The sequence below is a fragment of the Pseudonocardia sp. P-1 genome, from assembly GCF_058111925.1.
The window spans coordinates 1,108,905-1,133,701 of sequence record NZ_CM176614.1; the positions used below are offsets into that span (position 1 = coordinate 1,108,905).

The window sequence follows — 24,797 nt, forward strand, 5'->3', positions numbered from 1 at the left end:
CCCTGCTCAGGGCGACCAGGTCAGGGTGACGGCGTCGGTGCGCCGCGGCGGGAGGTCCACCAGCGCGGCGGCGACCGCCTCGACGCGGTCGGCGGGCAGGCAGAGCCGGCGGGTGACCCAGGCGGCGTCGTGCGGCAGGCGGGCCGCACGGGTCCAGGTCAGCACCTCCGGGTCGACGCCCTGCTCCTCGCGCAGCACCGCGACGGCGTCGTCGTGGGTCGCCGACGGCGGCCGGACCACGTCGTGGAAGCGCTCCCACAGCGGGTCCAGCCAGGCCAGCGGGTGCTCGGTCAGCATCTCGACCACGACGCCGCCGATCCCGCCGCGGGTGCGGACGGCGCCGGTCAACGCGGCGAGGAACGGGGGCAGGTCGACGACGTTGTGCAGGACGTGGTGGCAGACGACGACGTCGTGCCGTCCGGCGTCCCCGGCCGCGTCGGGCCAGCTGCCGTGCACGGTGCCGTGGGGCAGGTCCCGGGCGCGGGCCGCCGCGGCGAACACCGCCAGCATGTCGGCCTGCCGGTCGACGCCGACCACCCGCGCCACCGGCGACGGCTCGGGCCACGCCGCGCCGAACGCGGCGTCCCCGCCCCCGCAGCCGACGTCGAGCACCGACGCCCCGGCGCAGGTCCACGCGGCGGCACGCTCGGCGATCGCCCGCGCCGCCCGGTGCGACGGCGTGTCGGCCGGCTCCGCGGGCGGGGTGAAGTCGGCGGGGTCGTGGGTCCACGGGTCGGCGGGGGCGTGCCGGAGGACGTGGTCGGGGATCCCGCGGCCGGTCTGGCGTTCCCGCCACCGTTCCGCCGCGTCACCCATGGGGTGAGGATAGGGCCCGGTGGTTCTGCGGAGTTGCGGCCGGTCCCGGTCGGCCAGACTGCCCCCGTGCCCGATCGACCCCGTCCGCCCCGGTGGTGGCTGCCGCTCGTCGTCGTCGTCGTGGTCCTCCCGACCGCGCTGGTGCTGTGGTCGCAGCACGAACCGCTGCCGTCGCCGGCCGAGGGCGCGGCGCTGCTGGTCGAGGCGGCGACGGGCCGGGAGCGCTCCGGCGTCACCGCCGACTGCCGGGTCCTGGACGGTGACGACCCGGTCCTCGGCTGCCGGATGCGCGACGACGAGGGCCGCCACGGCTGGGGCACTGTGCGCGTCGACGGGACGCGGGTGGAGGGCGCCCGCGGGTCCACCCCGCAGGACGTCGTGCGGACCCGCTGGGACTTCCCGGTGTCCGCCGACGGCGTCGCGGAGCTGGACGTGGTCGTCCCCGGCCTCGGCCCCGGCCCGACCGGGACCGACACGCTGGCCGGGGTCCTGATGTTCGCCGTGCGCGACCCGCTGCGCGCCGCGGGCCACGACGCGGTGCTCCTGTCCCCGCGCTGCCCGCCGGTGGCCGAGGGCGCGACGGTCGTGTGCCGGGTCGACGGGGTCCCGGCGACCGTCGAGGTCACCCGGGTCTCCGGCGCCGACCACCGCGTCCGTCTCACGGTGACACCCCGCCCCTGAGCGGTGGTCGGCGCCGGTACCGGTCAGGCGCGGGCGACCGCGGCCGACAGCGTGACCGACGTGCCGTCGGGGCCGACGACCTGCCCGCTCGACGCGCCGTCCCCGGCGGCGCCGTAGGCGACCGAGGTCGCCAGCACCTCCCCGGCGACGAACGCCTCGTGGGTCCGGACGGCGTCGAGCACCGCGTCCGGACCGTCGAGGGTCAGCGCGATCCGGTCGGACACGTCCAGACCCGCGTCACGGCGGGCCTGCTGCACGACGCGCACGACGTCGCGGGCGGTGCCCTCCGCGGCCAGCTCCGGCGTCACCGTGGTGTCGAGGACGACGAGCCCCGCGTTCCCGGGCAGGGCCTGGGTCCGCTCCGGGTCGGCGGCGACGAGCTTCTCGGTGAACTCCCCCGGCTGCAGCGCGATCCCCGCGGCCACGACGGTGTCGCCCTCCTGGGACCACTCCCCCGCCTTGACCGCGCGGATGCAGGTCTGGACGTCCTTGCCCAGGCGCGGTCCGGCGACCCGGGCGTTGACGGCGATCTCGAACCGGCCGTGCGTGGCGACGTCGTCGGTCAGCTCGACCGAGCGGACGTTGACCTCGTCGGCGAGCAGCCCGGTGAAGTCCTCCAGCGCCGTGGCGTCGCCGGCGGCGACGGTCAGCGCGGGCAGCGGCTGGCGCACCCGCACCTTCGCGGACTTGCGCAGCGACAGCGCCGCGCTCGCGACCTGCCGGATCCGGTCCATCCCGGCGACGAGACCGGCGTCGTGCGGCAGCCCGGCTCCGGCCTCACGGTGCGAGACCGAGGCGTCCGACCCGGCGGGCCAGTCGGTGAGGTGCACCGACCGCTCCCCCGTGAGACCGCGCCAGATGGCCTCGGTGGTCAGCGGCAGCAGCGGCGCCGCGACCCGGCAGGTCACCTCCAGCACGGTGTGCAGGGTGTCGACGGCGTCCTGGCGCACGGCCGGGTCCCCGGACCAGAACCGCTCGCGGGAGCGGCGGACGTACCAGTTGGTCAGCGTCTCGGCGTGGTCGCGGATCCGCTCGCAGGCCCCGGCGATGTCGTAGGCGTCCATGGCCGCGGTGACGCCGTCGACGAGGTCGGCGGTCTTGGCCAGCACGTACCGGTCGAGGACGTGCGGGCTGTCGGTGCGGAACGTGCCGCGCTCCCCGCCGGCGTAGAGCGACAGGAAGTACCAGGTGTTCCACAGCGGCAGGATCGCCTGGCGGACGCCCTCGCGGATGCCCTGCTCGGTGACGACGAGGTTGCCGCCGCGCAGGATCGGGCTCGCCATGAGGAACCACCGCATGGCGTCGCTGCCGTCGCGGTCGAAGACCTCGTTGACGTCGGGGTAGTTCTTGCGCGACTTGGACATCTTCGCGCCGTCGTCGCCCAGGACGATGCCGTGCGCGACGCAGTTGCGGAACGCGGGCCGGTCGAACAGGGCGGTGGCCAGCACGTGCAGCGTGTAGAACCAGCCGCGGGTCTGACCGTTGTACTCGACGATGAAGTCGCCCGGGTAGTGGTGCTCGAACCAGTCGCGGTTCTCGAACGGGTAGTGGACCTGCGCGAACGGCATCGAGCCGGACTCGAACCAGCAGTCGAGCACCTCCGGCACCCGGCGCATGATCGAGCGCCCGGTCGGGTCGTCCGGGTTGGGCCGGGTCAGCTGGTCGACGTACGGCCGGTGCAGGTCGGTGGGGCGCACGCCGAAGTCGCGCTCGATCTCGTCGAGCGAGCCGTAGACGTCGGTGCGCGGGTAGCGCGGGTCGTCGGACTGCCACACCGGGATCGGGCTGCCCCAGTAGCGGTTGCGGGAGATGCCCCAGTCGCGGGCACCCTCGAGCCACTTGCCGAACTGGCCGTCGCGCACGTGCGCGGGCGTCCAGTCGATCTCCTGGTTGAGCTCGACCATCCGGTCCCGGAACCGGGTGACGCGCACGAACCAGGAGTCGACGGCGCGCTGGATCAGCGCGTTGCCGCAGCGCCAGCAGTGCGGGTACGGGTGGTCGTAGGTCTCGTGGCGCAGCAGGACGCCCTGCGCGTGCGCGTTGCCGTCCTTCAGGTCGCGGATGACCTGCGGGTTCGCGTCGAACACCTGCATGCCGGCGTACGGCGGGACCTCGGTGGTGAACTCGCCGCGGGAGTCGACCGGGTTGACGACCTCGATGCCGGCCGCGTCGGTGACCTCCTTGTCCTCCTCACCGAAGGCGGGGGCGATGTGGACCAGCCCGGTGCCGTCCTCGGTGGTGACGTAGTCCGCGGCGAGCACGCGGTGGGCGTTCTCGCGGCCGGTGAAGAAGTCGAACGGCGGGGTGTAGCTCGCGCCGAGCAGGTCGGACCCCGTCACCCGCGCCAGCACCGGCGGCTCCTCCCCCAGCTCGCGGGCGTACGCGGCGACCCGGGCCTCCGCGAGCAGCCAGCGCTCGGAGTTCGCCTCCACCACCACGTAGTCGACGTCGGGGTGCACGGCCACGGCGAGGTTCGACGGCAGGGTCCACGGAGTGGTCGTCCAGACCAGGGCGAGGGCGCCGTCGGTCTCCGGGCGGTCCGGCGTCGACAGGCGCAGCCCGACGGTGACCGCCGGGTCCTGCCGGTCGGTGTAGACGTCGTCCATCTTGGTCTCGGTGGCGCTCAGCGGCGTCTCGCAGCGCCAGCAGTACCAGAGCACCCGGAAGCCGGAGTAGACGAGACCCTTGTCCCACAGCGACTTGAACGCCCAGAGGACGGACTCCATGTAGTCCAGGTCCAGGGTCTTGTAGTCGTTGTCGAAGTCGACCCAGCGGGCCTGGCGGGTCACGTAGTCGCGCCACTCGCCGGTGTAGCGCAGCACGGACGTGCGGCACGCCTCGTTGAACGCGGCGACGCCCATCTCGTCGATCTCGGACTTGTGCTTGATGCCGAGCTGGTTCTCGGTCTCGACCTCGGCGGGCAGGCCGTGGGTGTCCCAGCCGAAGCGGCGCTCGACCCGGTGGCCGCGCATGGTGCGGTACCGCGGGACGACGTCCTTGACGTAGCCGGTCAGCAGGTGGCCGTAGTGCGGCAGGCCGTTGGCGAAGGGCGGGCCGTCGTAGAAGACGTACTCGTCGGCCCCGTTCTCACCGGCGGGGTGCCGGTCGACCGACGCGCGGAAGGTGTCGTCGGTGTCCCACGACGCGAGCACGTCCTGCTCGAGCGTCGGGAACGACGGGTGCGCCGGGACGTCGGGATAGCCGCTCACGTGTGTCGCTCCTCGTGCGTGCTCTCGCTTCGCACGGGGACGACGACGGCTCTGGAGAGCCGGGCCGCGGTACCACCCCGCTTGCCCGTGCACGGGTGCACGGGCCTCTCGTTCGACGGCGATGACGGGCCGCACCCGTCCGGTTCTACTCCGGCCCGGGGCCGTTTCTTCCGGAGGCTCCCCGGTGATGGCCGGATCGGTGCCTGTGGAACCAGGGTAGCGCGCGACCGCGCCCCGTTATTCCGTGGGGCGCGCCGCGCTGCTGGTCAGCGGGCCTGGGCGGGGTGACGGTCGCCGAGGGTCCGGTTCGGTGCGCACCAGCCGCACGGGGTGAACCCGAGCTCGACCGCCTCGCTGACCGGCAGCGGGATCACCGGGCGACCGGTGAGGGCCCGGCAGGTCTGCACGTGGTACCGGGGGTGTTCGTCGATGACGAGCACCTCGTCGGGCAGGCGCGCGGCGAGTGCGGCGAGGGTCGGGTCGCGCGGCTCCTCCGGGGAGTCGCCGTCGGTCCCGGCGGGCGCGTCGGCCCCGACGGCGTCGGCCGGGGTGCCGTTCGTGTCCACGCCGGCTCCGGCTGGCGTGCCCGCCGGTGTCCCGGCCCGGTCGTCGTCGGCCGGGGCCTTGGATCCGGCGGCCGCGGCGCCCACGGGGGCAGCGGCGTCGGGAAGGCCTGCGCCGGACGGGCCGCCCGCTCCGACCGGTCCGCCGGGGCTGCCCGCGTCCGGATCGCCGGGTGCGCCCGCGGCGCGGGTCGCCGTGGTGGCGTCGGCCGCTCCGGGGGTGCGGGTCGCAATGGTCGCGTCCGCCGCCCCCGGGACGTGGTCCGCCGTGGTGGCGTCCGCCGCTCCCGGAGCGCCGTTCACGGTGGTCGTGTCCGCCGTTCCCGGGGTACGGGTCGCGGTGGTCGCGTCGGAGGGGCCGGACCGGCCCTCCGTGCTGTCCGGCCGGTCGGATCCGGCGGCGGGCGGGGTGCCCGTGCCGGCATCTCCCGTGCCGTCGGCGCCCGAGCCGGTGCCCGACCCCGAGCCGAAGCCCGGGTCGTCGGCACCGTCGTGGGCACCGGAACGTGCTGCCGGGTCCGAGCCCGACCCGCCGTCGCGGCCGGCTGCCACGGCACCGGCCGTCCCGGCGGCGACCGCGCCTGCGGCTGCCGCCGTCACGGCCGACGTCGTGCCGGCGGCGCCGGTTCCGGTCGGCCGCGAGTCCGTCGCCCGCGTCGTCGCCTCGGCGGGCGGTTCCGCGGTGCCGGGTTCGCCGGGGCCGGACCGTGCCGGGTCGCCGCCACGACCCGCACCGTCCTCCCCGTCCGGTCCCGCCGGGGCGCCCGCGTGCGACGCGGCCACCCCACTCGGGTCGGCCGCGTCCCCGGCACCGGATTCGGTCACCGTGCGTGACGAAAGTCCACCCGATCGAGATGCGCCGGGCGGTCCCTCCGCAGAGCCGGACGGCCTGACAACCGGCATCTGGATGGTCTGGTCGGTCGCGTTCTGCGCCGCCTCGGGCGTACCCGAGGCCGCGCCGCTGTCCGGCCGGACGACCGGCAGGACCTGCGTCGCGGGCTCCATGTCGGCGCCGTAGCGCGCCTCCATGTCGGCCCGGTCGGCCCGGTCCGGCGCCGCGGGGGCACCGGTGCCACGACCGGAGGCGTCGGCCTCCGCCCGGTCACCTGCCCTCACCGCGGCACGGGTCTGCCACCAGTCGTAGGCGAGCACCAGGCCCGCGATCAGACTGATGACCACCGATGTCCACGCCAGTGCCACCACGTGCAGGAACCATCCTGCGAGCAGCAGCACCAACGCGATGACCACGAGGATCAGGACCAGCACCAGCATCGGCGAACTCCGTCGGTCGGCAGCGGCACCTGTCCGCTACCCGGTCGTCGTCGGTCGTCCCCGGCACCTCGGAGGCGCCGTGGGGCGGTCAGCTCCCGGTGTCGGCCCGCTGGCCGTACCCGGAGGCGGCGTACCCGCCGTTCGAGCCCGACCTGGTGGCACCGGTGCCGTCCGACGGGGCAGCCGAACCGCGACCCTCCAGGTCACGCAGCTGCGACTCCAGGTAGGTCTTCAGACGGGTGCGGTACTCCCGCTCGAAGGTCCGGAGCTCGTCGATCTTCTTCTCCAGAACGGACTTGTCGCGCTGGATGGCGCCCATGATCTCGTTCTGCTTGCGCTCGGCCTCACTGACCAGGCCGGACGCCTTCTCGCGCGACTGGCGCTCGAGCGTCTCGGCCCGCGTGCGGGCGTCGTTGAGCATGGTCTCGGCACGCGAGCGCGCGTCGTTGACCAGGCCGTCGGCCTTCGTCCGGGCGTCCGACAGGAGCTGCTCGGACTTGTTCCGGGCGTCCGACAGCATCGTGTCGGCCTCGTTCTTGGCCTCCGCGGTCAGGCGGTCCGCCATCTCCTGGGCGAGGCCCAGGACCTTGGCGGCCTGCACGTGGTGGTCACCGCCGTCGGCATCGGCGGGGCCGGCACCGGCCAGCTGCGGAGCGGGAGCACCCGCACCACGGCCCATCGGCGACGGGGAGGCGGCCAGGGCCTGGGTCTGCGCCGGAGCCGGCTGGCTCCGTGCCTCCTCCAGGTCGGCCTCGGCATCGCCGAGACGCTGCTCCAGCTGCGCGACCTGGTCGCGCAGGTCGTCGTTCTCCCCGATCAGCCGGGCCAGTTCGGCCTCGACCAGATCGAGGAAGGCGTCGACCTCGTCCTCGTTGTAACCCCGCTTCCCGATCGGGGGTTTGCTGAACGCGACGTTATGAACGTCGGCGGGCGTCAGCGGCATCGGATCACCTCATGCGGTCCTCGGCGGCACTCCCGGGTGACTGGGGCTCATCCCAGGAGCTGTGATCTGACGGCGCTCATCGAGATGAACACCACCAGCAACAGAACCATAATCGACAGGTCCAGTCCTACGCCTCCGATACGGACCACGGGGATCACTCTCCGCAGCAACTTGACCGGAGGGTCGGTCACGGTGAAGACGACCTCGAGCGCCACGGCGGGCGCTCCGGCGGGTCGCCACTGGCGCGCGAACGACCGGACCATCTCGACGACGATGCGGGCCGCGAGCAGCAGCCAGAAGAAGAACAGGATGTAGTAGATCAGCGTCAGGATCGGGTCGGCCACGACTCAATCCTGTCGGAAAGCTCCGCGCTCGGCGAGCCTCCGCGCGTCGTCCGCGGAGACCTCGACGTCGGCCGGCGTGAGAAGGAACACCCGGTCGGTGACCTTGTCGATGCTCCCGCGCAGGGCGAACGCCAGGCCCGCGGCGAAGTCGACCAGGCGTTTCGCCGCCGCGCCGTCCAGATCCGTGAGGTTCATGATGACGGGCACACCGTCGCGGTAGCGCTCGCCGATGGTGCGGGCCTCGTTGTAGCTGCGCGGGTGCAGCGTCGTGATCGACGCCGGTCCCGCGGCGGCCCGGTCGCGCTGCTCCGGCACCGGCGCGGGGGCCACCACGGGCTCGCTCCGCTCCTCGCGTGCCGGGCCCCGGAGGGTCTCCGGGTCCATCGCCAGCGCCCCGCGGACGGCCGCTCCTGCGCCCCCTCCGAGAGGGGTGGGAAGGTTCCCGCGCTCCGGGACCAGCCCGAGCGTCTCCCGCTCGCCGCGGGGATCCTGCCGCACGGCGCGCGCCGGACGGAGGGTCTCCCGCACCGGGCGGGCGCCCCAACCGTCCTCGTAGCGGACCGCGGTCTCGTAGCGGTCGTCGTCGTAGGACGCCTGGTCGGCGAACCGACCGGCCCCGGCGGACCAACGGTCACCGCGCGGGCCGGCGTGGTGCTCGTGGCCGCCCCGGTAGTGATCCGGTTCGTCCACATAGTCCATCTCGTCGGCCGGGACCATGCCGAAGTACGCCTTCAGCCGGTACATCGCGCTCATCCGCTGTCCCCTCGCAGTACTGCTCGACTCCGTACGCGTCCCAACCGCACGCGCACCCCGCGTTCTGGCGACGGTCTCGCCGGCGGTGCGGTCTCCGCCACCTGCTCGGTACCCACACCCACCAGCGATTACTCGGAGGCTATCCGCCGATCCCCCACAAGGGCCGTACCGACACGCACCACCGTCGATCCGTGACCGATCGCCGACTCCAGGTCCCCGCTCATCCCGGCCGACAGGACCGTCGCACCGGGGTGCCGCCCGACGGTCTCCCGGTGCGCCTCGGCGATCCGCTCGAACGCCGCATCGGGCTCCCAGCCCAGCGGCGCGACGGCCATCAGCCCGGCCAGTTCCAGCCCCGGCAGCTCCGTGACCAGGTCCGTCAGCTCGACGAGCCCCTCCGGGGCGACGCCGCCGCGGTCGGCGTCGCCGTCGACGCTGTACTGCACGAGCACCGGCAGCGGGCCGCCGCGCTCCCCCGCGTCGCGGGCCTTCGCGACCTCCTTGTCGATCGCGCGGGCCAGCCGGGGCGAGTCGACGGAGTCGATCCGTGTCACCCACGGGAGCACCGTCCGTACCTTGTTCCGCTGCAGCCCGCCGACGAAGAACCAGTCCGGGGAGGCGTCCGGGCGCAGCGCCCGGACCTCGTCCACCTTGGACGCCGCCTCCTGCGCGCGGTTCTCGGCGAAGGCGTCCAGCCCGAGGTCGACCAGCGCGGCCACGTCGGCGGCCGGGATCGTCTTGGTGACGGCGAGCAGCCCGACCTCGGAGGGGTCGCGGCCGGCGGCGCGGCAGGCCTCGGCCACCCGCTCGCGGACGGCGGCCAGTCGGTCGGTCAGTTCGCCGACGCGGTCGGCGGTGGGGGTGCGGGGATCGGACACGGCGTCCATCGTTCCCGCCCGCGGGGGCGCCCGCGAGCCCCGCGTGGCGTGGATCGCCGGACCGGGCCGCCGGTCAGCGCGGGTCGAGCCAGGTGATCCCGGCCTGGCGGCCGCAGCGGCCGTCGCGGCGGTGGCTGAACAGGTCCGGGTCCTCGACGGTGCAGCGCGGGTCGGTCGCGACCTTCGTGACGCCGAGGTCGGCGAGGCGGCGGGTGAGCCCGGCGCGCAGGTCCAGGCCGGCGGTGCCGGTGCGGGTGGTGGACGCGCTGCCCGGCAGCGCGGCGTCGACCTCGGCGCGCATGGCCGGGGGCACCTCGTAGCAGCGGCCGCAGACCGACGGCCCGAGCAGGACCTCCAGCCGTGCGGGCTGCGCGCCCAGTGCGGTCATCTCGGTCACGACGGCGTCGACGACGCCCGCGGCCGCGCCGACGCGGCCCGCGTGGGCGGCCCCGACGACGCCGGCGACCGGGTCGCCGAGCAGCACCGGTACGCAGTCGGCCGCGAGCACCGCGACGCCGAGCAGCGGCACGTCGGTGACGACGGCGTCGACGTCGGCGATGTCCGGGGCGACACCACCGGTGCCGGGGCGGGCCCGCGGGGGCTCGCGCAGCACGGCGACGTCGCGGCCGTGGACCTGGTTCAGGAACACCAGTCCGGACAGGCCGAGCTCACGCACGACGCGGGCCCGGTTCCCGGTCACCGCGGCCGGGTCGTCCCCGACCCCCGACGACAGGTTGAACGAGGTGAACGGGCCCTCGGACCGGCCACCGGCCCGGGTGGTGGTGACCCGGCGGATCCGCGCGCGGCGGGTGCCGCCCGCGCGGGCCGCCGTGGCCGGCGTCGGTGAGTCCGGCACGCGGGTCAGCGCCGCATGAACGGCGGGACGTCCACCTCGTCCTCGACCGGCTCGGCCGGACGCGCCGCGGGGTTCCCGCCGACGGTCCCGTGCTGGGCCGGGGCCGACGTCGGCGAGGCCGGCGCGGACATCGGACCGCTCGGGACGGCCGCGCCGTCGCCGCCGTGGTGCTGGGTGTCGCCCTGGCGCGGGGCCGGGGCGGTGGGCTGCGCGGGCGGCAGCGTCCCGGTGCGCTCGGGGGCGTGCGCCGTGGCGGGCAGGTGCGGCGCCGACGGGGTGGTCGCAGTCGTCGCGGCCCAGCGGGACTGGCCCTGCGGTTGCTGGCCCTGGTGCTGCTGGGTCTGGTGCTGCTGGGTCTGCTCGGCCTGCTGCGGCGGCGCGGCCTGCGGTGCGGGCTCGGCGGACTTCTGGGTGCCGCGGGAGAACACGGCGGGCTCGAGCTTCTTGTGGGTCGGTGTGCCGCCCTCGAAGCCGGCCGCTATCACGGTGACCCGCACCTCGTCACCGAGCGAGTCGTCGATCACGGTGCCGAAGATGATGTTCGCCTCGGGGTGCGCGGCCTCCTGGACCAGCGACGCCGCCTCGTGGATCTCGAACAGACCGAGGTCCGAGCCGCCCGCGATCGACAGCAGCACGCCCTGCGCGCCGTCCATCGACGCCTCGAGCAGCGGCGAGTTGATCGCCTTCTCGGCGGCCTGCACCGCGCGGCCCTCGCCGCGTGCGGACCCTATTCCCATCAGCGCCGACCCCGCCCCGGACATGACCGACTTGACGTCGGCGAAGTCGAGGTTGATCAGGCCGGGGGTGGTGATCAGGTTGGTGATGCCCTGGACACCGGAGAGGAGCACCTCGTCGGCGGAGCGGAAGGCGTCCATCAGCGAGACGCCGACGTCGCCGAGCTGCAGGAGCCGGTCGTTCGGGATGACGATGAGGGTGTCGCACTCGTTGCGGAGCGCCTGGATGCCCTCCTCTGCCTGCCCGGCGCGGCGGCGCCCCTCGAAGGTGAACGGGCGGGTGACGACACCGATGGTCAGCGCGCCGAGCTTGCGGGCGATCGACGCGACGACGGGTGCGCCGCCGGTGCCGGTGCCGCCGCCCTCGCCCGCGGTGACGAAGACCATGTCGGCCCCCTTGAGGACCTCCTCGATCTCCTCGGCGTGGTCCTCGGCGGCCTTGCCCCCGACCTCGGGGTTGGCGCCGGCACCGAGGCCGCGGGTCAGCTCACGACCGATGTCGAGCTTCACGTCGGCGTCGGACATGAGGAGGGCCTGGGCGTCGGTGTTCACCGCGATGAACTCGACGCCCTTGAGGCCGACCTCGATCATCCGGTTGACGGCGTTGACGCCGCCGCCACCGATGCCGACCACCTTGATCACTGCCAGGTAGTTGTGCGGGGGCGTCATGCGCGGCACCTTCCAGTCGCTCGGGGTCCGGGGTTGGGGTGGGTCAAGCTCCGGGTGCCCCGGGCCTTCGGGTGCGCACGCTAAGTGGAGTGCGGTGCCCGGGTCCAGCAGGCGCGCCGCACGACGACAACACCCCGCCCGGGTGGTTCGACCTCGCCGCCGGTGGAAACCCGCACGGTCGTCGGACGGTCACCCACCGCGACGATCTGGCCGGGTGCGGCGGGTCAGCGCTGCCGGACGGTGACCAGCGACGGGCTGGAGACGTCGTAGACGGCGCCCTCGCGCTGCAGCACCGGTCCGAGGACCCGAGCCCGGGCGGCGGTCCGGTCGGTGTCCGGCCACGGGCCCCACAGGACCCGCCGGTCCTCGGTGAGCCCCAGCTCGAAGGTGGATCCGCCCCCGCCGAGCGATAGCGTCTGCACCTGGTCGCGGACCGGGACCGGCAGTGCCTGCAGGACGCCGAGCGCGGCGAGGGTGGCGGGGTCGTCCGGGGCGACGCGCGGCAGCTGGAGCCGGGGCAGTCGCACGTCGGGCGGGGCGTCGCGGTAGACGAACCCGGTGACGTCGACGAGCTTCGGTCCGTCCGGGGTGTCGAGCAGCGCGGCCGGGGTGCGTTCGGTCACGGCCACCACCAGGGTGTCCGGCCAGGACCGGTCGACCTCCACCGCGGCGACGCCGGGGATGGCCGACACGCGGGCGGCGACGCCGTCGGTGTCGACCGCGGCGAGCGGGACACCGGTCTGGTCGCCCGCGGCGTCCTCGACGTCGCGGACGGGGATCTGGCGGGTGCCGTCGACCCGCACGGTGGCCACCGGGGGGCCGTACCGGCCCAGCGCCCACCAGCCGGCCGCGGACACCCCGAGGAGCACGACGGCGGCGGTGGCCAGCAGGGCGACGAGGCGACGGCGCCGGTAGCGCGGGTCGCGGCTGCGGGACCGTTCGGCCGCGCGGGCCGCCGTGCGCTCCCGGACCGCGGCAGCCGCGCCGCGCCCGCTCCCCCGGCCCGCCGGGCCGGCCACCTCGTCGGTGTCGGCGGCCCGGTCGCCGGCCTCCCCGGGCTCGTCGGGCTCGTCGGGCTGGTCGTGGCCGTCGGCGGCGGGGGTCCCGGCGGCGGCGCGGCGTTCGGCGGCGCGGCGCTCCCGGATGCGCCGGGCGCGCTCGGCGGCGCGGCGCTCCTGCTCGGGGTCACGGCGGCCCGGCGAGCGGGCACCGTCCCGGGCCCGGTCGTCGCCGGTGTCCTGCTCGTCGCTGCTCATCGTGCCCCCGCTGTGTCGCGCGCTCACCCCTCGCCGGCGAGCTCCCGCAGGATCTCCGGCCCGAGCGCGGTGACGTCACCGGCGCCCATGGTGATCACGACGTCGCCGTCGGTCGCGAGCGCGGCGATCGCCGCGGGTGTCCGCTCCCACGAGGGGGCTCGGTGCACCCGCCCGGCCGGCAACGTCACCGCGTCGCAGATGAGCGCCGGACCGACGCCGGGTTCGGGATCCTCCCGGGCACCGTAGACGTCGAGCACCATCACCTCGTCCGCCAGCGACAGCGACGCGCCGAACTCGGCGGCGAACAGCCGGGTGCGGGAGTACAGGTGCGGCTGGAACGCGACCAGGACGCGGCCGCGTCGCCCGTCGCGGACCGGCGCGGCCTCGCGGGCGGCGCGCAGGGTGGCGGCGACCTCGGTGGGGTGGTGGGCGTAGTCGTCGTAGACCGACACGCCGCGGGCGCGGCCCTTGAACTCGAACCGGCGCTGCACCCCGCCGAACCCGGCGAGGCCCTCCAGCAGCACGGCCGGGTCGGTCCCGACGGCGACGCCGGCGAGGAACGCACCGAGCGCGTTGAGGACCATGTGCTCGCCCGGGACGCCGAGGGTGAGCTCGTGCTCGGCGTCGCCGGTGCGGAACCGCGCACGGCAGCCGGTGCCGTCCGGGGTGAACTCGAGCAGCCGGGCGTCGTGCGGGCCGGTCGCGGTGCGGCCGTAGCGCAGCACGGTGACGCCCGACTCCTCCGCTCGCACCGCGACCTCGGCGGACCCCGGGTCGTCGGCGCAGGCGACCAGCGTCGCGCCGGGCGAAAGCCGGTCCAGGAACCGCTCGAACACCGCCCGGTAGGCGGCCTCGTCGCCGTGGTGGTCGAGGTGGTCGGGCTCGACGTTGGTGACGATCGCGACCGACGGGGCGAACGCGGTGAACGAGCCGTCGCTCTCGTCGGCCTCGACGACGAATACGTCGCCGCTGCCGTGGTGGGCGCCCGACCCGGACACCGACAGGTCGCCGCCGATCGCGAACGACGGGTCGGCCCCGGCGTGCTGCAGGGCGACGGTGACCATCGACGTCGTCGAGGTCTTGCCGTGCGTCCCGGCGACGGCGACCAGCCGCCGTCCCTCGGTGAGCGCGGCCAGTGCGACCGCCCGGTGGACGACGTCGTAGCCGCGCTCGCGGGCGGCGGCCAGCTCCGGGTTGGTCTCCCGGATCGCGGTGGAGACGACCACGGTCGGCGGGGTCTCGCCGTCGTGGCGCAGGTGGCCGGCGTCGTGCCCGGTCTCGACGCGTGCGCCGAGCGCGCGCAGCGCGGTGACCGTGCGGGAGTCCCGCGCGTCGGACCCGGAGACGGTCGCTCCGCGGGCGAGCAGGATCCGCGCGATCCCGCTCATCCCGGCGCCGCCGATCCCGATGAGGTGGACGTGGTCGGAGAGCACGCTCACCGGCCCGCCACCTCCATGACGATGCGGGCGATCCTCTCGTCGGCCTCGCCGTGCCCGGCGGCGCGGGCGCGGCGGCCCATCGCGAGGGCCAGGTCGGGGTCGGTGAGCATCGGCATCAGCTCGTCGATCGCGCGGTCGCCGTTCATGTCCTCGTCCTGCACGAGCTTGCCGCCCCCGGCCTCGACGACCGGGCGGGCGTTGAGCGCCTGCTCACCGTTGCCGTGCGGCAGCGGCACGTACACCGCGGGCAGCCCGACGGCGGTGAGCTCGGCGACGGTGGTCATGCCGGACCGGCCGAGGACGACGTCCGCGGCGGCGTAGGCGAGGTCCATCCGCTCGATGTAGGGCACCGGCACGTAGCCGGGCCGCGGGTCGGCGGGGGTGCCGTTCTTCCCGTACGCGTGCAGGACCGAGATGCCCCGCTCGGTGAAGGCGGGCAGGGACTCGGCGACCGCGTCGTTCAGGGTCCGGGCGCCCTGGGAGCCGCCGAAGACCAGCAGCACCGGTCCGTGCGGCGGGAGGTTGAAGTGCGTCCGGGCCTCCGGCCGCAGCGACGCCCGGTCCAGAGTGGTGATCGAGCGGCGCAGCGGCATCCCGACCACCTCCTCGTTCGCGAGTCCGGTGCCGGGCACCGCGACGCAGACGGCGGAGGCGAACCGCGCACCGACCTTGTTCGCGAGCCCGGCGCGGGCGTTCGCCTCGTGCACGACGATCGGCACCCGGCCGCGGGCGCCGAGGTAGGCGGGCAGCGAGACGAACCCGCCGAACCCGACGACGACGTCGGCCTCGGCCGCCTCGAGCACCTCACGGACCCGCTTCACCGCGCCCCGGACGTTGCCGGGGAGCTTGAACAGGTCGGCGGTGGGCTTGCGGGGCAGCGGCACCGGCGGGATCAGCTCGAGCGGGTAGCCGCGGGCCGGGATCAGCTGGGTGTCGAGGCCCTTCTCGGTGCCGAGCGCGGTGACCCGGGCTCCCGGGACGAGCCGCCGGATCGCGTCGGCGACGGCCAGCGCGGGCTCGATGTGCCCGGCCGACCCACCCCCGGCGACGACGACCGACAGGCCGCCCCGCACCGGCGCCGGCGCCTGCTCCCCGCGGGTCGCGTGGTGGCGGGGCCGAAGGTGCGGGTCGCGTCGGGGCAGGTGGGTCCGGGCACGCCGGGCCCGGGCACGCCGTCGCCCTGCGGGTTCTGCTGCGGGCCGTTCGGCTGGGGGCCGGGTCCCTGGGGGCCGGGTCCCTGGAGGCCGTGCGGCTGCGGGCCGCCGGGGCCCTGGGGGCACCCGGGCCCTGCGGTCCGGGGGTGACCGGACCACCGGGGCCCTGCCGGCCGGGTGCACCGGGTCCGCCGGGGCCGTACGGGCCGGGGGTGGCCGGACCGAACCCGCCCGGGCCGACCGGGCGGAACGGGCCGGTTCCCGCGGGACCCGGGCGGCCGGGGCCCGCGTACCCGGGCCCCTGACGTGCGGGGCCCTGCTGACCCGGCGCCTGCGATCCGGGACCCTGCGGACGCGGGCGGGCGGTGCCCGGGCCCTGTGCTCCGGGGCCCTGCTGTCCGGGGCCCTGCTGTCCGGGGCCCTGCTGTCCGGCGGCGGGGTGGTGCGGGCCGGTGCCGGTCAGGGCGTTCGGGCCCGCGGGGCCGGGACGCCCGAACTGCTGCGGGCCGGGGCCACCGGGGACGGGGCCGTGGGGACCGGCGCCGGGACGTCCGGGCGCGTACGGACCGGGGGCGAACCTGCCGTGCGGGGGTACCGGGCCACGGGGACCGGTCGCCGACAGCGCGCCCGGCTCGGGCCCGCTCTGCGGACCGGTGGCGGTGACGCCGGCGTGCTCACGCTCGCCGGGCTGCGCCGGGCGCTGCTGCGGGGCCGACGGGGTCCGGGCCTGCTGCCACCCGGTGCCCGACGGGGTGTCCGCCGAGGCGGCGGCCGGGAGCCCGGCGGCGTCGCCCGCGGGGTGCGCGACGGTCGGCGGTTCGCCGGCCGCCTGCTCCCGGCGGGCCGGGGTGGATCCGGTGGACTCCGGCCCCGGGGTCGCCGGGCCGGTCCGCCGGGGCTGCTGCGGGCCGGTCCGCTGCGGGGCGCTCCGCCCGGGGTCGGTCGCCGTGGGGTCCTCGGCCGCTGCGGTGTCCCGGCCGTCGGCGACGGGCTGCTGCGGGCCCGTCCCGGCGTCCGGTCCGGTCGTGTCGACCGGGTCCGGGCCGGTGGCGGCGACGGTGGGGCCGGTGTCCGTCCCCGGCGCGCCGGGGACGTGCGGCCCCGGACCGGCGGGTGCGGGGCCGGCGGTGGGGCCGTCCTCCCCCGGGCCGGTGCGCGGCACGCCGTTCGCCGGGGCGCCGGACCGGGTCGGGTCCGGGCCGCTGCGTCCGGTGCTCCCGCGGGGGGTGAACAGGTCGTCGGCCGCGCCGGGACGCGCCGGCATCGCTCCGGGCGGCACCGGTCCCCCGGGCCGGCGGCGCGGAAGGCCGCCCGGCTGCTGTCCGGCGTCGTCGGCGGGGCGCGGTGCGCCGTTCAGGCCGCGCGGGCCACCGTCCGGGGCGACGCCGTCCGGGCCGTGGGACACGCCGTTCGGGCCCTGCGGAGCACCCTGGTCCCCCTCGGCCGCGCCGCGCGGGACACCGTTGCCCGGTGCGCCGTTCCGGGAGCCGCCGTTGCGGGGGGCGCCGTTCTGCGGAGTGCCGTTCTGCGGAGTGCCGTTCTGCGGAGTGCCGTTGCGCGGGTCACCGTCGTGCGGGGCGTCGTGGCGGTCGGCACCGTTGCGTGCGACGCCGTTCCGCGGGCCGTCGGTGCGCGGGCCGTCGTGGCGGTCGGCGCCGTCGGGCCCGAGGTCCTCGTGCGCGGCGCCGTTCGCCGGCCGGGCCGCGCCGCGGTCGCCGTGCGCGACGCCGTTCGTCCCCTGCGGCCCGTCACCGCTGCGCGGGGCGCCACCCGGGCGGCGGGACTGCGCATGCGGGTCCCACCCGGTACCGGGCAGCCGCTGCGGACCACGCGGACCCGGCTCGACGGACGGCTGCGACGCGGGGACCTGCGCCGACGCGGACTCCGGAGCAGCGGAGACACCGAACAGGTCCGCACCCGACGGGGACTCCGTGGGCCAGGCCGGGCGACCGCCCGTGCCGCCCGCCCCGTCCGGGGCGCCGAAGACCACACCGTCCGGCCGGACCTCGTGGGGCCCGGGGGCGCGGCCGCCCATGGTCGGACGCCGGCCGGGCTCCCGGCCCGAGCCGGTGCCGTCGTTCCCGCCGGTCTGATCCGTACCCGTCACGCTCTCGTGCCCCTTGCGTCGTCCGTCGTGTCCGCTCCCACCCGGAGTGGGAGCGCCCTAACGCGCCGCCCACCGCGACACCGGTGCCGGTGCGCGGTAGGGCTGCGGCAACGGCAGGCGCAGCAGCTTCGCCAGCCGCCCCTGCCCGTCCTTCCGGAGCGCGGCGACCGCCTCCGGCTCGTGCCGGGCCGCGTTCGTGAGCAGCCCGAACAGGAACATGGTCACCACCAGCGAGGAACCGCCGGAGGAGATCAGCGGGAGCTGCAGCCCGGTCACCGGCAGCAGTCCCACGACGTACCCGATGTTGATCGACGCCTGCACGACCATGCCCGCCGTCGACGTCGCGACGACGATCCGCAGCCACGGGTCGGTGTTGCGGGCGGCGATCCGCATGCCGGTGTAGGCCAGCGTCGCGAAGAGCGCGAGTACCGCACCCGCGCCGACCAGGCCCAGCTCCTCGCCGATGATCGCGAAGATGAAGTCGTTGTGGGCGTTGGGCAGGTAGTCCCACTTCGCCCGGCCCTGACCGAGACCGACGCCGAACAGGCCGCCGTCGGCGAGCGCGTACAGCGCCTGCGTCGCCTGGTAGGCCGGGCCCAGCGGGTCCGCCGACGACGACAGGAACGCCGTGATCCGGCTGGCCCGGTACCCGGCGGTCAGCCCGAGGATCACCGCGCCGGCCAGGCCGCCGCCCGCGATCAGCGCGAGCAGCTTCACCGGGGCGCCGCCGAAGTACAGCAGCGCCAGCATGATGATCCCGACCGAGATCGTCATGCCGAGGTCGGGCTCCAGGACGAGCAGCGTGAAGATCACCAGCGTCACCGGGACGACCGGGTTGAGGGCGTGCTTCCAGCGGTGCATCACGGCACGGCGGGCGGCGAGCACGTGGGCGCCCCACAGCGTCAGCGCGATCTTCACGCCCTCCGACGGCTGCAGCGAGACCGGCCCGAACGCGAACCAGGACCGGGCGCCGCCGCGCAGCGCACCGATCCCCGGGATCAGCACCAGGACCAGCGCGACCAGGCCGATGATCAGCAGCACCGGTGCCGCGGCGCGCAGGCGACGCGGGGGGACCCGCAGGCCCACGTAGAACAGCACCAGCCCGACCGCGCAGAACATCAGCTGACGGGTGAACACCGAGTACGACGAGCCGTCGCCGACCGACGACGCGGACAGCACCATCACCAGCCCGAACAGGGTCAGCAGCCCGAAGACGCCGAGGATCAGGTGCAGCGAGGTCAGCGGGCGGCGCAGCCAGCGCCGCAGCCGCCGCACGGCCCCGCGGGTGCCGGTCACGGCGGCCAGGCCGAGCGTGCGGTCCGGCGCGGCCGGGCTCACCGGGACACCCCGGCGGCGGCCAGGCCGGCGACGGCGGCGGCGAACGCGTCGCCGCGGTGGGCGTAGTCGCGGAACTGGTCCATCGAGGCGGCCGCCGGGGCGAGCAGCACGACGTCGCCGGGGCGGGCCAGGCCGGATGCGCGGCGGACCGCGGCCGGCATCGGGTCCTGCGGGTCGGAGGGCGCCATCGGACCATCGTGTCCCGGCGCGACCTCCTCGACCGGGAGGCCGGGCGCGTGTCGCGTCAGCGCCTCGACGATCGGTGTCCGGTCCGTCCCGATCACGACGATCCCCGCCAGCCGCTCGGCGTGCGCGGCGGCGAGCCTGCCGAGCTCGGCCGGGTCGACCCCCTTGAGCAGCCCGCCGACCACCCAGACGGCGCGGGCACCGGGCCGCCGGGCGGCGACGGCGGCCAGCGCGGCCCCGGCGGCGTGCGGGTTGGTCGCCTTGGAGTCGTCGAGGTAGGTGACACCGGCGTGCTCGCCGGCCGGGGCGCTGCGGTGCGGGCCGGGGGCGAACGCCGCCAGGGCGGCGCCGACGTGTTCCGGGTCGACGCCGTGTGCGCGGGCCAGCGCGGCCGCGGCGAGCGCGTCGGTGATCCCGGGCGGCCCCGGGGGACGACGGCGTCGGCCGCCAGCAGCGCCCCGCCGCCGAACGCGCGGTCGGTCAGCACCCCGTCGGCGACGCCGAGCTGGTCCGGTCCGGGCGGGCCGAGGGTGACCCCGACGCGTCGCGGCGCCGGGGACTCCCCGAGCAGCCGTGCGGCCACGGGGTCGTCGACCCCGCCGACCGCGACGTCACCCAGCAGCGCGCGTGCCTTGGCCGCGGCGTAGGCGTCGGTCCCGCCGTGCCAGTCCAGGTGGTCCTCGGCGACGTTGAGCACCACGCCCGCGGCCGGGCGCACCGACGGCGACCAGTGCAGCTGGAAGCTCGACAGCTCGACCGCGAGCACCGCGTGGCCCTCCGCGACCGCGGTGACCACCGGGTGGCCGATGTTGCCGCAGGCGACGGCGTCGACCCCGGCGCGCGCGAGGATCGCGGCGAGCATCTCGGTGGTGGTGGTCTTGCCGTTGGTGCCGGTCACGACCAGCCACGACGGCGGTGTGTCGCGCAGCGCGCCGAGCCGCCAGGCGAGCTCGGGCTCCCCGATGACCTCGACGCCGAGCCCGGTGGCCTCGGCGACCAGCGGGTGGTCCGGCCGGCGCCCGGGCGAGGTGACGACGGTGCGGACCCCCTCGGGGATCCCGCCGCCACGCCACGGCTCGACGCCGTCGGGCAGCGCGGCCAGCGCGTCGGCGCGGTCGTCGGACAGGAGCACCCGGGCCCCCGCATCCACCAGGGCCGTCGCGGCCGCGAGACCGGAGACACCGGCCCCCGCGACCAGGACCGGGTCCCCGCCGAACGGGCGGCTCACCCGGAACCCGACATGGACAGCCACTCGGAGTAGAAGATGCCCAGCCCCATCGCCGCGCAGATCGCGGCGAGCAGCCAGAACCGGATGATGACGGTCGTCTCGGCCCATCCGGCGAGCTCGAAGTGGTGGTGGAACGGCGCCATCCGGAACAGCCGGCGGCGCGAGGTGCGGAACACGATGATCTGCAGCGACACCGACAGCGCCTCGACGACGAACACGCCGCCGATGACGACGAGCAGCAGCTCGGTGCGGGTCACCATGGACAGCCCGGCGAGCAGGCCGCCCAGCGCGAGCGACCCGGTGTCGCCCATGAAGATGCGGGCCGGGGCGGCGTTCCACCAGAGGAACCCGATGCAGCCGCCCATCGCGGCGGCGGCGACCAGGCCGACGTCGAGCGGGTCGCGGACCTCGTAGCAGCCCGCGGTCGCGGCGATCGCGCAGTTGTTGCGGAACTGCCAGAACGCGATGATCACGTAGGTGCCGAGCACCATCGCGGCGGTACCGGCGGCCAGGCCGTCGAGGCCGTCGGTGAGGTTCACCGCGTTCGACCAGGCGGCGACGATCAGGTTGCACAGCAGCACGAACCCGACGACGCCGAAGCTCAGCACCGTGATGTCGCGGACGAACGACAGGCTCTCCGAGGCGGGCGCGAGGTTGCGCTCGTTCACGAAGCGCACCGCGAGCACACCGAAGATCGTCGCGGTCAGGACCTGGCCGACGATCTTGGAGGTCTTGTTCAGTCCGAGGTTGCGCTGGCGACGGATCTTGAGGAAGTCGTCGAGGAACCCGACGACGCCCAGCGCGGTGGTGAGGAACAGCACCAGCAGCGCCGAGGCCGTGATCGGCTCCCGGGTGAACGCGTGCGAGCCCAGGTAGCCCACCCAGATGGCGAGCAGGATCGCCACGCCGCCCATCGTCGGCGTACCGCGCTTGGACTGGTGGCTCTGCGGGCCCTCCTCGCGGATCTCCTGCCCGAAGCCCTGCCGCGCGAAGAAGCGGATCAGGTACGGGGTGAGCAGGATCGACACCGCGAGCGCGAGACCCGCGGCCAGGAACAGGCCCCTCACCGGCACACCAGTCCTTCGGTCGTCAGCAGGCCGGCGGCGAGCCGCTCGAGCCCGGCGCTGCGGGAGGCCTTGACCAGCACGACGTCGCCGGGCCGGGTCCGCTCCCGCAGCAGGGTCAGGGCGGTGGGCACGTCGGCGACGTGCTCGGCGCCGGGCCCGTAGTCGGGTGCGCCGACGGCGACCACTCGGGCCCCGGCGGCGCGGGCGTTCTCCGCTGCCGCGGCGTGCTCGGCGGCCGCGCCGTCCCCGATCTCGGCCATCGGGCCGAGGACCGCCCAGGCCCGGCGGTCCGGGCCGGCGATCTGCCCGAGCGCGACGATCGCGGCACGGACGGACTCGGGGTTGGCGTTGTAGGCGTCGTTGACGACGGTCACCCCGTCGGCGCGGTCGGTGACCTCCATCCGCCAGCGCGACGCCGGCGTCGCGGCGGACAGCGCCGCCGCGATCCCGTCCGGGGCGCCGCCCAGCTCGAGGGCGACCGCGGCGGCGGCGAGCGCGTTGGAGACCTGGTGCTCCCCCACCAGCCGCAGCGCGACGTCGGCCGAACCGGCCGGGGTGACCAGCCGGAACGACGCCCGGCCCGCGGTCAGGGTGACGTCGGTGGCCCGCACGTGGGCGTCCGCGGCGCGTCCGAAGGTGACGACCCGGGCGGGGGTGCGGGTCGCCATGGCGGCGACCAGCTCGTCGTCGGCGTTGAGGACGGCGACGCCGCCCCGCCCGCCGGGCAGGTCACCCGGCGGCAGCGCCTCGACGAGCTCGCCTTTCGCCGTGGCGATCGCGGCGCGGGAGCCGAACTCGCCCAGGTGGGCGGACCCGACGTTGAGGACGACCCCGATCCGCGGTGGCGCGACCGCGCACAGCGCGGCGATGTGGCCGATCCCGCGGGCGGAGAACTCCAGCACGAGGTTGCGGGTGCCCGCGTCGGCGCGCAGCGCGGTGTACGGCGTCCCGAGCTCGTTGTTGAACGACTCCGGCGGCGCGACGGTCGGCCCCAGCGGGGACAGCACCGCGGCCAGCAGGTCCTTGGTGGAGGTCTTGCCCGCCGACCCGGTCACGCCGACGACGGCGAGCCCCGGCAGGGCGCCCAGCACGTGTCGGGCCAGGCGGCCCAGCCCGGCCAGGACGGCGGCGCCGGTCCCGTCGGGGTCGACCGCACCGAGGTAGGTGTGGCTGTCGCGGACCTCGACCGGCGGCACGACGACCGCGGGGGCGTCGACCTCGCGGCCCGCCAGCACCGCGGTCGCACCGCGGGTGACGGCCTGCGCGGCGAAGTCGTGGCCGTCGGCCCGCTCCCCCGGCAGCGCCAGGAACAGCCCGCCCGGCCCGATCCTCCGGGAGTCGAACTCGACGGCGGTGACCGGCGCGGCGGCGGTCTCGGTGTCGATGCGGTGCAGGCGGCCGCCGGTCACGGCCCCGATCTCCGCCGGCGTCATCTCGATCATCGCCCGCTCGCCTCCACCGGTCCGATCCGTCCTCCTGCCCGTGCGCGGTCCGTGCCGGGTGCCGGCACGCCCTGCCCTGCCGCCCCGCGGCGCGTCACGTCGCCGCCCGGATCGCCGCCACCAGCTCGTCGGTGTCGTCGAACGGGTACTTGACGCCGTTGATCTCCTGGCCGGCCTCGTGGCCCTTGCCGGCGACCACCACCGCGTCGCCCGGGCGGGCCGAGCGGACCGCGTAGACGATCGCGCTGCGGCGGTCGCCGATCTCGATGACGTCACCGCGGGCGGGCTCGCCGAACGCGCCGTCGAGCATCGCGCGGCGGATCGCGCCGGGCTCCTCGCTGCGGGGGTTGTCGTCGGTCACGACGAGCACGTCGGACCGGATCGCGGCGGCGGCGCCCATCAGCGGGCGCTTGCCGGTGTCGCGGTCCCCGCCGCAGCCGAGCACGGTGATCACCCGCGCGTGCGGGCGGACCTGGCGGCGCAGCGCGTCCAGCAGCGCGGCGACGGCGGCCGGCTTGTGCGCGTAGTCGACCACGCCCAGCCAGGGCTGACCGGCGTCGACGCGCTGCATCCGGCCCGGCACCGACGCCCGGGCGAACCCGGCCGCGGCCACCTCGGGGTCGATCCCGTCGGCGTCGAGCACGGCCAGCGCGACGAGCGCGTTCGCGACGTTGTAGCGGCCGGGCAGGCTCAGCGTGACCGGCACCGCGAGCCCGCCGGGGCCGACCGCGGTGAAGGTCTGGGTGCCGTCGGGGTGGGCGGTGAGGTCGCGGACCGTCCAGGTGGCGGGCGCGCCGCGCGGGTCGGAGGAGACGGTGACCGCGTCCCGGTGGCGGGCCGCCAGCCGGCGGCCCCACTCGTCGTCGACGCAGACGACGCCGTGCCGCGCGGCCTCCACGCCCGCCCCGCCGCCGCCGAACAGCCGGGCCTTGGCCTCGAAGTAGTCGGTCATCGTGGGGTGGAAGTCCAGGTGGTCCTGGGACAGGTTGGTGAAGGCCCCGGCGGTGAACCGGGACCCGCCGACCCGGCCGAGCGCGAGCGCGTGACTGGAGACCTCCATGGCCACGTCGGTCACGCCGGCCTCGACCATGACCGCGAACAGCGCCTGAAGGTCCGGTGCCTCGGGGGTGGTGAACGCGCTGGGCAGTGCCCGGGCCGGGTGGCCGGGGACCTGGACCCGGGTCCGCACGGTGCCGAGCAGACCGGTGGCCCTCCCGGCGGCGGTCAGGCCCGCCTCCAGCAGGTGGGCGACGGTCGTCTTGCCCGAGGTGCCGGTCACGCCGAGCACCCGCAGACGGGCGGTGGGCTCGCCGTAGACGGCGGCCGAGACCGGGCCGAGGACCTCGCGCGGGTTCGGGTGCACCAGCACCGGGAGCCGGGAGTGCCGGATCTCGGCGCGGTCCGCGCCCGCGCCGTCGGTGAGGATCGCGCCGGCGCCCGAGGCGATGGCCTGTGCGGCGAAGTCGGCGCCGTGGGCGCGGGCGCCGGGCAGGGCCGCGAACAGGTCGCCGGGGCGCACCGAGCCCGCCCGCAGGGTGGCGCCGGTGACGGTGTGCGGTCCGGCCGCGGGGTCGAGCAGCGGGCCGGGCCCGCTGCCCGCGGTGCGCGGGTTCAGCTCGGCGCCGGCGAGCCGCCTGAGCAGGGCGACGTCGACCGGGCGCACCTGCGACGGGCGGTCCGGCAGCGACTCGAGGGATCCCGCCACGTCACCCGTCCCCGTCCGGTCGCCCTGCACGCCACCCGGCCCGCCGCCGAGCGCGCATCCGCCGGTGCTCCGGGAGCGGGCGGTGGCTGCGGTGTGGAGGTCGGGCACAGGCCGGAGGTTACCGACCGGCGCGGGCCGCCCCTCGTCCCGGTCAGGC

General features: G+C 76.1%; 17 protein-coding genes and 1 pseudogene. 1 reads left to right on the forward strand and 17 read right to left on the reverse strand.

Going from position 1 to position 24,797, the window contains the following annotated elements; all coding sequences use genetic code 11:
• Positions 1 to 6: 6 nt before the first annotated feature.
• A complete protein-coding gene (locus AC0GKK_RS05275; RefSeq protein WP_346109338.1) occupies positions 7 to 816 on the reverse strand; it encodes a methyltransferase domain-containing protein in 810 nt (269 codons plus the stop codon).
• Between the two features lie 66 nt (positions 817 to 882).
• On the opposite strand from AC0GKK_RS05275, the gene AC0GKK_RS05280 reads away from it, so the two are divergent.
• A complete protein-coding gene (locus AC0GKK_RS05280) occupies positions 883 to 1,497 on the forward strand; it encodes a hypothetical protein (protein WP_489883278.1) in 615 nt (204 codons plus the stop codon).
• Between the two features lie 23 nt (positions 1,498 to 1,520).
• Here the strand turns inward: AC0GKK_RS05280 and ileS are convergent, their stop codons facing one another.
• From ileS to AC0GKK_RS05360, 16 genes and pseudogenes are all read right to left on the reverse strand, one after another.
• The gene (gene ileS, locus AC0GKK_RS05285; protein WP_489883279.1) at positions 1,521 to 4,706 is read right to left on the reverse strand and encodes an isoleucine--tRNA ligase; all 3,186 of its coding nucleotides are present in this window, start codon (positions 4,704 to 4,706) and stop codon (positions 1,521 to 1,523) included.
• Positions 4,707 to 4,972: 266 nt separating this feature from the next.
• Positions 4,973 to 6,541 (reverse strand): hypothetical protein, encoded by a 1,569-nt coding sequence (locus AC0GKK_RS05290; protein ID WP_489883280.1) that lies wholly within the window; start codon positions 6,539 to 6,541, stop codon positions 4,973 to 4,975.
• A gap of 88 nt (positions 6,542 to 6,629) precedes the next feature.
• Positions 6,630 to 7,484, reverse strand: coding sequence for a DivIVA-like cell division protein Wag31 (gene wag31 / locus AC0GKK_RS05295; RefSeq protein ID WP_073573917.1), 855 nt, complete (start codon positions 7,482 to 7,484; stop codon positions 6,630 to 6,632).
• 47 nt (positions 7,485 to 7,531) lie between these two features.
• Complete coding sequence (locus AC0GKK_RS05300; RefSeq protein WP_374203845.1) at positions 7,532 to 7,828, reverse strand: YggT family protein; 297 nt, start codon at positions 7,826 to 7,828, stop codon at positions 7,532 to 7,534.
• A gap of 3 nt (positions 7,829 to 7,831) precedes the next feature.
• The gene (locus AC0GKK_RS05305; protein ID WP_489883281.1) at positions 7,832 to 8,581 is read right to left on the reverse strand and encodes a cell division protein SepF; all 750 of its coding nucleotides are present in this window, start codon (positions 8,579 to 8,581) and stop codon (positions 7,832 to 7,834) included.
• A gap of 128 nt (positions 8,582 to 8,709) precedes the next feature.
• Positions 8,710 to 9,468 (reverse strand): YggS family pyridoxal phosphate-dependent enzyme, encoded by a 759-nt coding sequence (locus AC0GKK_RS05310; protein ID WP_073573919.1) that lies wholly within the window; start codon positions 9,466 to 9,468, stop codon positions 8,710 to 8,712.
• 64 nt (positions 9,469 to 9,532) lie between these two features.
• Complete coding sequence (gene pgeF / locus AC0GKK_RS05315) at positions 9,533 to 10,315, reverse strand: peptidoglycan editing factor PgeF (protein ID WP_405417959.1); 783 nt, start codon at positions 10,313 to 10,315, stop codon at positions 9,533 to 9,535.
• 5 nt (positions 10,316 to 10,320) lie between these two features.
• Positions 10,321 to 11,718, reverse strand: coding sequence for a cell division protein FtsZ (ftsZ, locus tag AC0GKK_RS05320; RefSeq protein ID WP_489883282.1), 1,398 nt, complete (start codon positions 11,716 to 11,718; stop codon positions 10,321 to 10,323).
• 224 nt (positions 11,719 to 11,942) lie between these two features.
• Positions 11,943 to 12,974: a cell division protein FtsQ/DivIB gene (locus tag AC0GKK_RS05325; protein ID WP_489883283.1), complete on the reverse strand. Its 1,032-nt coding sequence runs from the start codon at positions 12,972 to 12,974 to the stop codon at positions 11,943 to 11,945.
• Between the two features lie 23 nt (positions 12,975 to 12,997).
• Positions 12,998 to 14,362: a UDP-N-acetylmuramate--L-alanine ligase gene (gene murC / locus AC0GKK_RS05330; protein WP_489883987.1), complete on the reverse strand. Its 1,365-nt coding sequence runs from the start codon at positions 14,360 to 14,362 to the stop codon at positions 12,998 to 13,000.
• Between the two features lie 47 nt (positions 14,363 to 14,409).
• On the reverse strand, positions 14,410 to 15,486 hold the full coding sequence (locus tag AC0GKK_RS05335; protein WP_208820799.1) for a UDP-N-acetylglucosamine--N-acetylmuramyl-(pentapeptide) pyrophosphoryl-undecaprenol N-acetylglucosamine transferase: 1,077 nt from the start codon (positions 15,484 to 15,486) through the stop codon (positions 14,410 to 14,412).
• A 2,245-nt stretch (positions 15,487 to 17,731) separates the two neighbouring features.
• A complete protein-coding gene (ftsW, locus tag AC0GKK_RS05340) occupies positions 17,732 to 19,012 on the reverse strand; it encodes a putative lipid II flippase FtsW (RefSeq protein WP_489883284.1) in 1,281 nt (426 codons plus the stop codon).
• A pseudogene (gene murD, locus AC0GKK_RS05345) lies at positions 19,009 to 20,426 on the reverse strand (UDP-N-acetylmuramoyl-L-alanine--D-glutamate ligase). The gene ftsW and the pseudogene murD overlap by 4 nt, the downstream one beginning before the upstream one ends.
• Positions 20,423 to 21,493: a phospho-N-acetylmuramoyl-pentapeptide-transferase gene (mraY, locus tag AC0GKK_RS05350; protein ID WP_062404548.1), complete on the reverse strand. Its 1,071-nt coding sequence runs from the start codon at positions 21,491 to 21,493 to the stop codon at positions 20,423 to 20,425. The pseudogene murD and the gene mraY overlap by 4 nt, the downstream one beginning before the upstream one ends.
• Positions 21,490 to 22,935 carry a UDP-N-acetylmuramoyl-tripeptide--D-alanyl-D-alanine ligase gene (locus AC0GKK_RS05355; RefSeq protein WP_489883285.1) on the reverse strand — a complete coding sequence of 482 codons (1,446 nt, stop codon included), beginning with the start codon at positions 22,933 to 22,935 and terminating at the stop codon, positions 21,490 to 21,492. Before AC0GKK_RS05355 ends, mraY begins: the two co-directional genes overlap by 4 nt.
• A gap of 94 nt (positions 22,936 to 23,029) precedes the next feature.
• Positions 23,030 to 24,640 carry a UDP-N-acetylmuramoyl-L-alanyl-D-glutamate--2,6-diaminopimelate ligase gene (locus AC0GKK_RS05360; RefSeq protein WP_405417967.1) on the reverse strand — a complete coding sequence of 537 codons (1,611 nt, stop codon included), beginning with the start codon at positions 24,638 to 24,640 and terminating at the stop codon, positions 23,030 to 23,032.
• Positions 24,641 to 24,797 lie beyond the last annotated feature (157 nt).